At 47.7% G+C, this 13,293-nt stretch carries 14 protein-coding genes; 5 read left to right on the top strand and 9 right to left on the bottom strand.

Annotated features, from left to right (window positions below; genetic code table 11):
• Nucleotides 1-225 precede the first annotated feature (225 nt).
• Nucleotides 226-2,097: a methyl-accepting chemotaxis protein gene (locus SHD_RS00575; protein WP_023265363.1), complete on the bottom strand. Its 1,872-nt coding sequence runs from the start codon at nucleotides 2,095-2,097 to the stop codon at nucleotides 226-228.
• Nucleotides 2,098-2,530: 433 nt separating this feature from the next.
• On the opposite strand from SHD_RS00575, the gene SHD_RS00570 reads away from it, so the two are divergent.
• Nucleotides 2,531-2,866 carry a hypothetical protein gene (locus tag SHD_RS00570; RefSeq protein ID WP_023265362.1) on the top strand — a complete coding sequence of 112 codons (336 nt, stop codon included), beginning with the start codon at nucleotides 2,531-2,533 and terminating at the stop codon, nucleotides 2,864-2,866.
• 3 nt (nucleotides 2,867-2,869) lie between these two features.
• Here the strand turns inward: SHD_RS00570 and SHD_RS00565 are convergent, their stop codons facing one another.
• Nucleotides 2,870-4,327, bottom strand: a complete 1,458-nt coding sequence (locus tag SHD_RS00565) for a DUF4145 domain-containing protein (RefSeq protein WP_023265361.1) — start codon at nucleotides 4,325-4,327, stop codon at nucleotides 2,870-2,872.
• A 36-nt stretch (nucleotides 4,328-4,363) separates the two neighbouring features.
• Nucleotides 4,364-5,071 (bottom strand): hypothetical protein, encoded by a 708-nt coding sequence (locus tag SHD_RS00560; RefSeq protein ID WP_039976951.1) that lies wholly within the window; start codon nucleotides 5,069-5,071, stop codon nucleotides 4,364-4,366.
• A 191-nt stretch (nucleotides 5,072-5,262) separates the two neighbouring features.
• Between SHD_RS00560 and SHD_RS00555 the strand changes: the two genes are divergently transcribed.
• Both SHD_RS00555 and SHD_RS00550 read left to right on the top strand, forming a co-directional pair.
• Nucleotides 5,263-5,790 (top strand): DUF2780 domain-containing protein, encoded by a 528-nt coding sequence (locus SHD_RS00555; RefSeq protein WP_023265359.1) that lies wholly within the window; start codon nucleotides 5,263-5,265, stop codon nucleotides 5,788-5,790.
• A 97-nt stretch (nucleotides 5,791-5,887) separates the two neighbouring features.
• Nucleotides 5,888-6,340 (top strand): tellurite resistance TerB family protein, encoded by a 453-nt coding sequence (locus SHD_RS00550; RefSeq protein ID WP_023265358.1) that lies wholly within the window; start codon nucleotides 5,888-5,890, stop codon nucleotides 6,338-6,340.
• 82 nt (nucleotides 6,341-6,422) lie between these two features.
• On the opposite strand, the gene SHD_RS00545 is transcribed toward SHD_RS00550, so the two are convergent.
• Nucleotides 6,423-7,247 carry an HDOD domain-containing protein gene (locus SHD_RS00545; protein WP_023265357.1) on the bottom strand — a complete coding sequence of 275 codons (825 nt, stop codon included), beginning with the start codon at nucleotides 7,245-7,247 and terminating at the stop codon, nucleotides 6,423-6,425.
• Nucleotides 7,248-7,564: 317 nt separating this feature from the next.
• On the opposite strand from SHD_RS00545, the gene SHD_RS00540 reads away from it, so the two are divergent.
• Entirely contained in the window at nucleotides 7,565-8,176 is a 612-nt protein-coding gene (locus SHD_RS00540) for an energy transducer TonB (protein ID WP_023265356.1), read from the top strand.
• 76 nt (nucleotides 8,177-8,252) lie between these two features.
• Here SHD_RS00540 and yjeH read toward each other — a convergent pair whose 3' ends face one another.
• The gene (gene yjeH, locus SHD_RS00535) at nucleotides 8,253-9,521 is read right to left on the bottom strand and encodes an L-methionine/branched-chain amino acid transporter (RefSeq protein WP_023265355.1); all 1,269 of its coding nucleotides are present in this window, start codon (nucleotides 9,519-9,521) and stop codon (nucleotides 8,253-8,255) included.
• A 225-nt stretch (nucleotides 9,522-9,746) separates the two neighbouring features.
• On the opposite strand from yjeH, the gene SHD_RS00530 reads away from it, so the two are divergent.
• Nucleotides 9,747-10,178 (top strand): Lrp/AsnC family transcriptional regulator, encoded by a 432-nt coding sequence (locus SHD_RS00530; protein WP_023265354.1) that lies wholly within the window; start codon nucleotides 9,747-9,749, stop codon nucleotides 10,176-10,178.
• A gap of 270 nt (nucleotides 10,179-10,448) precedes the next feature.
• Here the strand turns inward: SHD_RS00530 and nrfD are convergent, their stop codons facing one another.
• From nrfD to SHD_RS00510, 4 genes are all read right to left on the bottom strand, one after another.
• Nucleotides 10,449-11,390: a cytochrome c nitrite reductase subunit NrfD gene (nrfD, locus tag SHD_RS00525; protein ID WP_011718680.1), complete on the bottom strand. Its 942-nt coding sequence runs from the start codon at nucleotides 11,388-11,390 to the stop codon at nucleotides 10,449-10,451.
• Nucleotides 11,387-12,073 (bottom strand): 4Fe-4S dicluster domain-containing protein, encoded by a 687-nt coding sequence (locus SHD_RS00520; RefSeq protein ID WP_023265353.1) that lies wholly within the window; start codon nucleotides 12,071-12,073, stop codon nucleotides 11,387-11,389. The genes nrfD and SHD_RS00520 overlap by 4 nt, the downstream gene beginning before the upstream one ends.
• Before the next feature lie 4 nt (nucleotides 12,074-12,077).
• A complete protein-coding gene (locus tag SHD_RS00515; protein WP_023265352.1) occupies nucleotides 12,078-12,542 on the bottom strand; it encodes a formate-dependent nitrite reductase in 465 nt (154 codons plus the stop codon).
• A gap of 76 nt (nucleotides 12,543-12,618) precedes the next feature.
• On the bottom strand, nucleotides 12,619-13,095 hold the full coding sequence (locus SHD_RS00510) for a hypothetical protein (RefSeq protein ID WP_023265351.1): 477 nt from the start codon (nucleotides 13,093-13,095) through the stop codon (nucleotides 12,619-12,621).
• Between the last annotated feature and the right edge of the window lie 198 nt (nucleotides 13,096-13,293).

Raw genomic sequence — 13,293 nt, 5'->3', positions numbered from 1 at the left:
TATCTAGATATTGATATTTAAGCCATACCAAACAGAACGCTTAGCTTATTTAAACTTAAATATGCAATATGACTAGCATGAACCGAAAAATATCGCATATTAATGCTAACGAATTAGAGATAAATTCAAATAATAGATTATTAAATTAATATAAGTGCCAATTTTATTAACTGGCACTTATATTGAAGATTAATGACTATCTGTAGGAATAATTTTAAGATGGGATTACAGAATAAAGGTCGCTACCTGAGCATTGAGATCGTTCGCTCGCGCCTTTAATGCTTGCGCTTGCGTCAGATCCGATTTCGCCGCCTCGGTGATTTCGTCGGTCACGTCCTTGATCGCCACGGTATTTTGGGTGATTTCCCCCGTAACATGTGTTTGCTCTTCGGCAGCCGTGGCAATTTGCCCCGCCATATCCGAAATCACATTCACAGCTTGGGTGATTTCCTCCAGCGCCTTGGCCGCAGCATTGGCATCTTCCACGCTGTTGCCCGCAAGCATTTGACTGCTTTCCATCAAACTAACCGCTTTAGCTGTAGTGCGTTGCAAGGTTTCAATGGTCGCATGCACTTCTTGGGTCGAATCTTGCGTCCGACGCGACAATACCCGCACCTCATCGGCGACCACCGCAAAACCACGGCCCTGCTCACCCGCGCGGGCGGCTTCAATCGCTGCGTTGAGCGCTAACAGGTTAGTCTGCTCTGCAATCCCTTGAATTGTCGCTAAAATGCTAGAAATCGACTGGGCATGGCGACTTAAATCTTCAATCACGTCTGTTGCCTGAGCGACTTCATCGGCCAAGGAGTTGATCGAACTGCGGGTTTTATTGACCAGCTCTTTGCCTTGAAAACTACTCGCGGCCGACTGCTGCGCCGCTGTTGCAGTATTTTCCGCATTGGCGGCAATTTCATTGGTCGCGCTCGCCATTTCGGTCACCGCCGTTGCCACCATGGCCACTTCCTGCTGCTGACGTTGCAACTCTGCCACCGCAATATGGTTGGTTTTAAGACTGCGCTCGGCATCCGCATCTAGCTCGCTGGCTAACTGACGAATATGGCTGATCAGTTGATGCTGGCTGCCGACAAAACGGTTAAAGCTATCGGCCAACACGCCTACTTCATCCTGTGTGTCGACCTCTATGCGTTGAGTCAAATCGCCATTGCCGTCGGCAATGCGTGCCAGCGCCTGAGACACGCGTCCAAGTGGGCCTAGCAGTAGATTTACCAACCAGGAAATCGCCAACACGCTCAGGAGTAACACTACGGCAGCGAGTCCAAATTGCGTCAACAGAAGATCGGTTAACGGCGCCTCAAGAGTCTCCTTATCCAGCACTATCACCAACTCCCAATCGGTATTGGGAATATCGACGCCCCAGACTAACTTATCACGGCCCTCATTCTCAAAATACATGGGCAGCAAGGCTCCCGCTTGGCGGCTCTGCTGCGGTAAATCATGATTCAAATCGTTGTCGATTTGGCCGACGGGCTTCATCGCCTTAGAGGCATCTTTGTAGGCAATCACAGTGCCGTCTTTGTGCATCATGATCGCATAGCCATTGGCGGGGAGCGTCATGCGATTTACGCTCTCAACCAGACTCGCAATCGAGAGATCGCCACCTACCACACCTTGAGAAGTGGCCTGCGCCATACTGACCACTAACACGTTATAGGCCACGTCGACATAGGGTTTAGTCAGGATGAGGCCGCGCTCATTCATCGCCTGTTTATACCAAGGACGCGTTCTCGGATCGTAACCCGTACGGTCGATGCTTGGATCTGAGTCCAACATTTGTCCTGTCTCGGTACCATAATAAGTCAACTGGAATCGCCCTGAGGCCTGCGCCTGTTGCAATGCACTTAAACTGTTACCTTCCACCTTAGATGCCAATACGCCTACGATATCTTGGCGTCCAGCCAGCCATTCTTGAATGCGCTCGGCCTGTTGTTCACCTAAGCGCTGTACCTGCTCTAGGCTATTTTGCAATAACAATGATTTTTGACTGGAGTAGCTTTGCCAAGACAGCAAGCTGATCACGAGGGACAAGGCGATCACGACCGAAATCAGGATCTTTTGTTTAAGTGAATATGAGTTCATTTTGGTATCTACGATTTACACAGCACTGAAGGAAGGTATTGGACGAATGGTCATCACTCACTGTAATAAATTTACAGATTTAGCCATGACCAATCAAAATATCGGTTAAATTTTCGCACATCTCGCACAACAAACAAAGAATCACTTATCATCAAATTAATAAATAATTAAGCAAAAACATAAAGATAACTTTAATCAAATCATTAAAAACCTAATGATAACTAAAAGATCACAGACACCTCAGATTACACAACAATGTAAGCTTCCAGACGTAAAACAACGTAAATTAACCCAAATTAACGTGACCCAATCCGTTTATTTATTGCACACTGACTCTCCATAGCATTGGGAAAGAGACCTCTTGATGACGCCAATTTGGCAAATCCTTAGATGATTTACCTTACGCCTCGCCCCATTTTGATTAGGAGTTCTTATGATCTATCAACAATTTCAACAGAGCCCATTTCAGCCACGCCTTTCAGGAGCACGGGCTTGGTTAGCCATGGCCGTTAGTGTTAGCCTAATCTGTTTATCACTGTTTTTATTGCCTTTTGTGCTTTTATTTGGCGCTATTGCGCTCGGCTGCTTAGTGCTATTTAGCCGCATTTACGTGGCGCGCCAAATGAGTAAGTTTAATCGTGCCCAAGCACAAGCAAGGGAAGCGGCGAGCCAAGAGACTGAGTTTTATCGTTCCACGAATGTGGTGCGCGAAACCCATGCAAAGCACTACACTGGTCGCACCTTTGAACATCAAAATGATGAAGGCTAATCCCTAAACGCTTAGCAGATCCTTGGCGCGCTTCAGGGTTTGAATCTCGCCGGGATCTTGGGTCATTCCCAGCACAGTATCAACCTGCAATGCGAGTGATTGCCATAGGGGCTCGATAATCTCAGCCTCTTTGCTATTGGCATGACGGCGCGCCAGGTTGAGCAGCGCCGCAGAGCCCACCACATCGATACGCCCTAAAATACCGTCCGCGAGTGCCATGCTCAGTTCAATCATGGCTGGCACACTGTGACCGTATTTAATCACTTCACGTAGATAACGCTCCGCCTGACTCACATCGCCACCCAAACCACTTTCGTCATTTAGCATGTGTTGTGCGCGGGTAAGCATGGCATCCAGCTGACCTTGCTCGGCCGCTTCGGCCATCCAATACTCACTCACGATAGGATCGCGCTGACAACCATCGCCGTTGGCGAGCATTAAGGCTAAATGGTACTGGGCATGGGGATAACCCGCTTGCGCCGCTTTACTAATAAAATGATAGGCTTGAGTCAGATCTTTGGTCTGATAGTAAAGCACGCCTAAATTCGCCATGGCTTCAGTCTGCTCACCCTCGGCCGCCAGTTGTAAATAATGCTTCGCCTGCGCTAAATCCGGCTTAAATGACTCGCTGCCCACCAGATAAAAATACCCGAGTAACGCCATCGCATTGACAACACCCGCCTCAGCAGCCTTAGCAATCGCAGCTTCGCCCAGAATGGCATCGGCCTGTCCTTGGTAACCATGAATAAGCCCGACCCCATGTTCATAGAGGGCATCGGAATGTTTTGGCGCCGCAAGGGCAAACCAATAGGCGGCTTTGGCAAAGGTATCACGGGCTTTTTGCGCCACTTCCTTCACTGCTGGGCCATTTTCATCTTCATTACCATAGGATTGATCAACCAAGGCAAGCTCTTGCTCTTTAAGCATTAATGCTTTGGTTTTAAAAGAGATCCCCACAAGGTATTGTGCCTTAGGGTCGTCTTCCATCACCGCGCGGTAACAGAGATCTTTGATGGTAACGGCGTCACTGGCTTGGTAACGATAAGTGGGAGCCGCGCGCCCAATCACCTTAGGATACAAGTGCTCAATTAAGGCCAACACATCTTTGATGGCCTTTTGGGCCAAGGCGAGCAATTGTTCTTGGGTTAAATGGTATTTTTCAGGATGGGCGCCACGATTACCATCGCCACGCAGACGATGTAAGGCTCGTGTCGTCTTCACATCGATCAGCCGCTTTTGGTTTAGCAGCTCGATACGGTCATAGAGGTTAGGACTGGTGAAGGAGACGGCTTTATCCTGACCAAGCAGTTCGGTCAGCCTGTGGGTAAAACTGCGGATATGCAACAGTGACTGAGTGGGCACATCCTGCACATAGTTTTTGGCGTTGAGGTAATCATCGAGGAGCGCGGCCGAAAAGCCTTGGATAAATTCGCTATCCAGTAACTCAGCCCCAGTCCCCATACGTTCTTACCTCAACTCGAATATACTCAGTGAATGTTATTCTGCGCTGGGCTTTTTCGTCACCATATACAGGCGGAACAGCGCTAAGTTCACGAATAGACCGATAAATGCCATCAAGGTATCCGCCAACATTTGCACTGGCAGGCCGCCCAGGGAAGCAGCGCCAGAGAGCTGAGCGCCCACGACAGAAAGCGGCAGGTAAAGCATCAATAAGGCGATGGTTTTCAGTACGATAGGCCCACTAAAGCTAAAGCTTGCCTTAATGGCTTCCAGCGGCGTTAGACGCTCAACCACCACCATAAAGTTCACATAGGCTAGGCGGGCAAACAGGTAAAAACTGATCACAAGTCCAACCAACCACATTGGCCCAAACGCGGCGAATAACATCACAGGCGCTAAAATTGCGAGACCTGAAAATACACCCGCCAGCAGTAAGGGCGGTACAAAGGGTAAGCTGGCTTTTAATACCATACCCGCCGAGGGGTTGTGCCCTTGGGATCTCAACTCTAAAAACAGTGTTAACGCGGCAATCAGCACCGAAAAAATCAACAGCAATAGCATCATGGCAATCATATGCGGCGCGCCAAACTGCGGGTTTTCCAGATCGACTTTGCTCATCTCTGTCCCTAGCCACAGCTGGATCCCCACTTGCACTAATAGCAATGGTACCGTCAGCATGGCAAGCTGAGTGAGATGATTACGGAAAAAGTTATAAGCTTCGGTCAAAATTGCGGATAGTGACATGCGCCTTTCCAAAAATAATTGAAGTAAATTAACACCGTGAATTGCCGCTAAGGATACCCAAAATCCTGCTCCAATGCACAACACAAATCGTCTGAGTGAACCGTAAATCACAGAAAAGGGCTGCAACAAAAGTCGCAAAGCCGTTACACTGTCCACTTTATTGCGCGCAAACCGTCAAAGGATGCCACTCTATGAAACACACTTTCACTCTCTCTATTCTGATTAGCGCCTGTCTTCTCGCTACTCCCGCCAGTGCAGGTTGGTTAGATAACCTTGCCGGTACACAAGCAAAAACGGAGAAAGCGACCACAGCTACTGTAACCCAATCCAACGAGTTAGTTGGCAGCGTGATGTCGCAACTCGGCTTAAGCCAAGCCCAAGCCGAAGGTGGTTTAGGCAGCCTGTTAGGCCTTGCACAATCAAGCTTAGGTACGAATGATTACACCAAATTAGCCGCCAGCATTCCGAATGCAGACAGCCTATTAGCTGCAGTCCCTAAACTCGATGGCAATTCAGGGGTGTCAGGTTTGCTCTCTAAGGCGGGTAATATTGGCTCTTCTCTACAGGGTAGCGCAATGGTGTTAGATGCCTTTGAAAAATTAGGTATTTCTAAAGAGTTAGCCATGCCGATGATCAATATCGCCAAGTCTTACCTTGAGACAAATGGTGCCGAAGGCAGCTCAGATCTGCTGATGAAAGGCCTAAACGCCCTACTGTAATCTTGCCCATCATCCTAAGCCCATAAGCTTAGGGTGAACTTTAGCGCCGTAAATCGCTCTATTAAATTATCTCTTCTTGCCAGAGCAGTGCCCTTTTATGATTGCTAAGCTGAAACGATTTCTTCAATCCCACACCCAAGCTATCTCTCCCGAGGAGAAAGCCCACCAGCTAAAGTTAGCGGCAGCGAGCATGTTGCTCGAAGTGGTATTTGCCGATGAAACCCTCGCGGCGGAAGAAATGGCGTTACTGCCGACATTGCTAACGGATACACTGTCTATGCTGGAGGAGGAAGCCAAGGAACTGATTGAAGAGGCTAAAAAAGCCCAAGGTAATGCAACATCGTTATTTGAGTTTACCAATACCATCAATGCCGAGTTTAGCGTGGAGCAAAAACAGCAATTGCTATTAGCCATGTGGCAACTTGCCTATGCGGATGGACAACTCTCCCAATATGAAGATCAAATCATTCGCCGCACCGCTGATTTACTATACCTTAAGCACAGCGAACTGATCCAGATGCGTAATCAGGCTATCGACGCACTAAACTAAGATCAAACAACAAAAAAGCATGAATCGCAGTAACGCTATTCATGCTTTTAGTTAACGTTTTAAGTTTGCGGCTCAAACAGTCTTAGGCAAGTGCCTTACCAATCTCGAAGCCTGCACCTCTCAGCTCAGTTAATTTGGCTCGCAATCCACCCATTTCCATCTTTAAGCCTTTCTTAGTCGCCAATTGCGATAACCAACTGGTTTTATCGTCATCTTCAATACTATCCCAATCAGCTAACACTTTGTGAGATAAACACAATAACGCCGCGAGCTTTGAGAAGGGATTAGAATCCTTAGGGTGATCTTGAAACAGAATGCCCTGCACCAGCGCGGGAGTAAATTTCCAGTTTTGAGCTAACAATGCACCAATATCGGGGGAATCATAACCAAGGAGTTCGCGCTCAAATGCATGCTTATCTTTACCCTGTGCGACAGCTTCGTTAATTTTTTCAGCGTCTTCAGGAGAAATCGCCGCAATTAATAAATCACCAATCCGATGGAGAATCCCGCAAGTAAAGGCCTCTTCCGGCTGTACTCCGCACCGTCTAGCCATTTCTTGGCTATAAAGTGCAATTTCAAAGGTTTGCCCCCAAAATTGAGCCAGATCCACACCATTACATTTAGGCATAGACCCCATAACAGCGGAGGCTAAGACTAAAGTTCGTAGCGTCTGCATCCCTAGACGTACTACGGCCTCATCAATACTACCGACCTCTCTGCTATGTCCATAATATGCACAGTTAGCCAACCTAAGAACCTTGGCACTGATTAAGGGATCGTGGGACACCTTAGTCGCAATGGTTTTTACCGTTGCATTGTCATCATTTACGACATCAAGTAGCTCGCTAATCGCTTTAGGTAAACGGGGTAACTCATCGACTCGACTCAGTAGCGCGGCGGAATCCATATTTATTCTCCTTCTAAACGAATGATCAAAATATAGAACACAAAATCTCGCCTCGCTCTGAAAGATATGATGACTTATCAATAGGGTGTCAAGCTTTTACGCCAGCATTCAGCAATCATTATCTTGGCCAAAAATGCTCTGACTCAATATCAAAATACCCCTGCAATGCCTAATGAACCTGATAAATTCACGCTTTGATTGATGAGGAACAGCAACAAAATCACTCAATAAATAGTCTTATTTGTAAATGAATATTTCTAAAATCAAGTAATGGGTGATATAGATTAAATCTTGTTCATCAATTGTAAGGAAGCACTATGGGCCAAAATGCACTCGTTAATCGCACTGGGATTATTATTGTTAGCGCTCTGATCACCTTAGGTTTGTTCGTGTTTATGGCGCAACTTATCCATAATCCGCAGCCATTGAGCGGACAAGCGTCAGATGCGCCGCAAATCAATATTTTGATGAGCGAGCGAACGCCAATTCCACCGAAGGAAAGTCGCAAACCCGAACCACCAAAACCCATTCCAGCGAGGGAGCGGGTGACGACTCCGGGCGAAAGTACTGAAGTGGTCGACTTTAGCCCTAAGACTTTTACCCCCGAAATGCCAACGCAAACAGCGTTATTTAACCCATCGGCAATGACGGCAGAGGCCTTACCCGTGGTGCAAGTGTCCCCTCGCTATCCCATTGATGCGGCACAAAATGGTAAGGAAGGTTATGTAGTCGTAGGCTTTGATATTACCGCGGATGGTACTGTCAGCAACGTGCGTGTGCTCGATGCCAACCCCAAGCGGGTGTTTGACAAGGCCGCGCTGTCAGCGGTGCAAAACTGGAAATACAAACCTAAGTTTGATTCGGGCAAGGCCGTGCCACAGCTGAATCAACAGGTGCAGCTCGACTTTAAACTGGATCAGAAAATATAAGCGCAAGAGACCAGAACGCGCGCTGGTTGGCGTTCTGGTGTTACATTCAGTGATTAATCGTTCAAAACCTCGGCCACTAAGACACTTTATTTACCGCTATGCTCTGTTTGCGACTGATATGCGTCTTCTGCCACCACAGGAACGGCGCAACGAACAAAATCAATACCAGCACGTAGGTCATGCTAGCCCCAAGCGCGATACCTAAGGCCAAACAGAAGCCACAACCTAATACCACTAAGGGTAAGTTGCTGCGGGGCAATAATTTAGCTGCGGCTAACATCGCCATTAAGTAAATCACCACAAATACCCCATTACTCCAAGCAATAAGATGCTCCAGCTCTTGACCAGTGATGTGAGTTAGCACTATCACACTCGCCATAACGCTAAGTAACGCCGCCAAAGCGCGAATTGGCACACCGTAGCCATTCTTTACCGCAAAGCAGCGCGGCAAAATCCCTTCGTTACTAAAGCTCCAGATAAGACGCGCAGCACTGGCGGCATACACGTTAACCGTGGCAAGACCGCTGGCAATCCCCAGCACACCAATCACTTGAGCGCCATAGCCGCCCAAGAGCGTATCGAACACACCGATCATGGCCACGCTTTTATCGGTCGGCACTAACAGTAAAATCAAGGTACAGGCCACATAAATAATGCCCACCAGCACAGTGCCCATCATCATCGCTGGGATCATATCCTGTTGTGGACGGCGGAAATCATCGGCGAGGTGAGTCATGGCCTCAATCCCCAAGAAGCTCCAAAAGGCGATACCTGCGGCAATCATGATGGTGGGGATTTCTGGAGTGCCATAGCTTGCCAATGAGGTTAAGTGCCCTGGTTGCACACTGCTCGCCCCGAATAACAGCACCACAATCGCCACAATACAAAGCGTTAAGCCAAATTGCAGTTTGGCCGAGACTTGAATGCCACGCAGATTAAGCAGGAATAAGCCGAAAATCACTAATACCTCAGCGCCCACCTTGTACCAGCCATCCAAGGGGATGAGTGCATTAACAAACTGGAAAGTCATCAAAATCGCGGCGGGCGCGCCCATCGGCACAACCAACAAAAAAATGAGTCCGATAGTACGACCTGCGGTTCGACCAAAGGCCTTTTCCACAAAATAAGCGGGACCCGCAGCATGGGGAAAGACACTCGCCAGCCGCCCAAAAATCAATGCCACTGGAATAATGGCTAAGGTCAGGAGTGACCACGCGATAAGCGCGCCAGCATGGGCTTTGTCGATTGTCATTTGTGGGAGAATAAACACCCCTGTGCCCAGCAAAGTGGTGGCCATCAAGCCTGCGCCTTGCCAACGTCCTATAGTTCCGCTATGTGAGTTCATCTGTTAAAATTCAGTGGTTTTGAAGCCGTCAGTATAGTGAGATTCTACGCCGCAATCTGCCGTTAATCTCAGTGTTCTTAGTGGCAAACACCGGCAAAATGACGGCAAAAATGCATATTTCCGGCAAAATGACGGCGCAGCCCCAGCACTGGGTGCTTAACTGATATTAGTCTGCCTTGGCGATATGCTTCTTGCTTTTACCACTCGTTTTTATCGGAGTCCAAGTTGGATAAGTTTGATACCGCCATCATTAACAGCCTGCGCCAAGATGCTCGCCAGAGCGTCTCCAGTATTGCCGAGCAGGTGAACCTTTCCCGTAGCGCCGTTGCCGAGCGGATCAAAAAACTGGAACAAACTGGGGTTATCCGTGGCTATCAGGTATTGCTGAGTGAGTCGCAAAAGGAAGGCGTGTCGGCCTATTTCGAAATCCAGCATAAATGCCCGCGTTGCGCCGATGTGGTGCATGTATTCCATGCCATCCCCGAAGTTATTACCTGCCGCGGTATCTCTGGCGATATGGATTTACTGGTGTATGTCCACGCCCCTTCGATGCGCCGCTTGCACGAGATCCGTGAATATATCGATACCCACACTGACATCATTAAAATCAAAACCCATGTGGTGATGAGCGAGTGGATAAATAATATGGGTGAATAAACGTGCTTTGCCCCCAAACAAGAAACGCCACCCCTAAGGAATAAAGGTGGCGAGGCCCTTGTGGAGGCAGGGCAAACAATACCTAAATATCAAATATGGCTTCCCTTCCCAATAACCTCCCTGTGACAGCAAATCGCGACAAGACAACACACCTTTAATTACTTCAGCCAGCGTGATTAAAGGGAGTTAGCTCACGGTGCTTCCTTAGACACCGCTTCGCCATTCACCGTAATTCCTTTTTATCTATAACCTTGGGCGAACCATGCCCAATTAAACGACCGTCATTTGCCCCGTGTAGAGAATAAAGTTACGCAGCAGAAGCACACCAATGAGACTTAAGCATGCAGTGCCTGCAACATAAGCCCACTTACGTTTTGAAGTGGCCGTCATAAACAGGTTCATCGCCAATGGGCCAGACAACCCCAATCCGACAATACCAATCCAGAAGATCCATCCCCAGAAGCCGTAACCTATCGCATTGAAGGCGGCAAACTTGCTCTGACCTCCGGACAAGACCAGCCCCATAAAGAAGGTGAAAATTAGCACTATCTCCACCAAAATCAGTGGGATCTCAACCTTGTGGATAAAGTGCACTTCCTTGGCATTAGGGTTAGCGTTTAGCAACACGCCCCCCAGTAGAGAAGATGCAGCGCCCGATGACAGTCCCGAAGCCAAAAACAGCAGTGGCAACACTGGGTTTTTCAACATCGGATAGCCAGGTAAGGCCGACAGCAAAAAGCCGGTATAGGCCCCAAGCGCGAGGGAAAAGATCACCAACAAACCGGTAATTGTCGCCTCGAAGCGGCTCAACCAAGCGGTAAACTTCAGCACTATGGGGAAGCGACTCTCACACCAAGCATCGATAGGTTTACGGAATAACAAGCCAATCCACATAAACATAAAGACTTGGTAAATCAGTAGGATCAGCACCCCCATCGACATCACAGACTTGGGATTATAGAAGACTAAGATCTTCCAAAAATCGAAGGGCTTAGTTAGGTCCAATACCAAGATGCCCAAACCCGCCATCACCGCCACGGGCGCTACAATACAGGCCGCCTGCACAAAGCCAGACTGGTAGGCATTATGCTTTAACACAAAATGTTTGAGTAACACCGCAAAGAACATAGCACCCGCCGAAGCACCTGCTAAAAACAGGTAAATCGCGATCGGCCAATGCCACACTAGCGTATCAAAATGTAGGGCGCTCATATTGCTACCTCCCCTGATTTAGCCACAATGCGGAATAGTTTTGGCCGCGTTCCTAGGTCGACCTTAGCCCTTTGGGTTGGGTTAGCCTTCAGCACTTGTACCACCTGTGAAGTGGGATCCTTTAAGTTACCAAACACCAATGCCTTAGTCGGACAAGCCGCAACGCAGGCGGGTTGTTTACCCTGGGCAAGATTGGTCTCACGGCAAAAATCACATTTGTCCGCAGCATGGGTAACGGGATTGATAAAGCGAATTTTGTAAGGGCAGGCCGCGATACAATACTGGCAGCCGACACACTTCCAAGCATCTACAGACACGATTCCCGTCTCTTTATCGATAAAAGCGGCACCTGTGGGGCAAACATTGACACAGGGCGCATCTTCACAGTGCTGGCAAGACTTACGACTGAAGTGATAAAACTGGTTAGGATATTCTCCGTAGGGCCCAGTTTGTTCTATCTTCAACCGCGCCACTCCCTCTGGCACATGGTTGGTTTCACGGCATGCAACCTCACAGGCTTTGCAACCTATGCACTTAGTCTCATCGTGGATCAGCGCATACTTAACACTGGGGTCGGCCTTGGCCTCATTCGAAGCACTAACAGTCGCGAGTAGAGTCGCCCCCGAAGCGCCAGCCAACAGGGCACATGTCCCTTTGAGAAATCTTCTTTTTGAATTTTCCATAACCTTACTCCTGCTGGCCTGTATGACAGTTACGGCACAGCTCACTGCGAACCTTAGGCGTTATCTCCGCCATAGGATCGGTGGGGCTATGTAATTTATGGCAAGCGGCACAGGCCACTTTTTGCGCATGCACATTATGCGTCCATTCTTGAGAGCTAAGTTTGGCGGGCATATGGCACTTATGGCAGACCTGCAATTGCACTGAGGTTTCGGATGCCTCATTTAATCCAAAAACCACTAAATCATTTGGTTTTTTAGGGTGATCACCCTTCTCACCATGACAGCTTGAACAGGTCATTTTCATGGCATCTTGGCCGTGATGCCCTAACATTTGACCATTACGCTTATGACACTTCATGCAAGCATCACTGTTAATTTGCTTGGCGGGTTCAGCACTCGTTGCGGAAAAACTGAGCAGTAATGCCATTGCACCCAAGCGTAATGACCACAGCCATTGTCGTGTAGACATAGCGAGTCCTCATATCAATTCATTGGGAAACAAAGAGGAAGTCAGGTTCGGAGAGCTCCGAACCCGACGAGCGAGGTCAAACAGCTAGCGCTTGCTTAAGACTTGTTGGATCCCAGTGCTTATGCTGATTCATTTCAATAAAACCAATATTGAATTTACTGAATAGCTTTTTCATGGGTGAATTGATTTGTTTACCGGCGTCACTGATCACCATTTTGACTTCTGATGAGTCATGGTCAATCAACACATAGTCGAGACGGCATTCATGGTTTAAATCAGCATCGTGCTGGTCCATATCAAATACGGTGTCCAACGGCACATTGCAACAGACGTCGTATTTACCTTCAACGACAGTTTTGAGTGATTTAAAAAAGTTGAAACTATCCTCGTCAAATAACACTGGTTTAAGTTTCATTTCATGATGTGCAGCTTCCTCGGGATCAGCCCTAAAAAACTTAATGCAAGTCATGACGAACATTACAAACACAAATGGCACTGCTACGAATAGTACGAAGTACATAAATGCATAGCTGAGAATGACTGAAGTATTCATATACGCCTCCAATAACACAATTATATTTTTGTTATCTCCTTTAAAGCACCTTCAGTATTATTGCAGACAGGATTTATTTTTTTGACATAGATCACATATCCAAATTCAAAATTAAACATAAACAATAAGTTAGGATACAGAACACATTACCATATCGCGTAAATCTAAAATGCACATATTGATAATAGTTAATTAAGA

The organism is Shewanella decolorationis S12, from assembly GCF_000485795.1.
Classification (GTDB): domain Bacteria; phylum Pseudomonadota; class Gammaproteobacteria; order Enterobacterales; family Shewanellaceae; genus Shewanella; species Shewanella decolorationis.
This window is presented reverse-complemented; position numbering and strand designations above follow the sequence as displayed.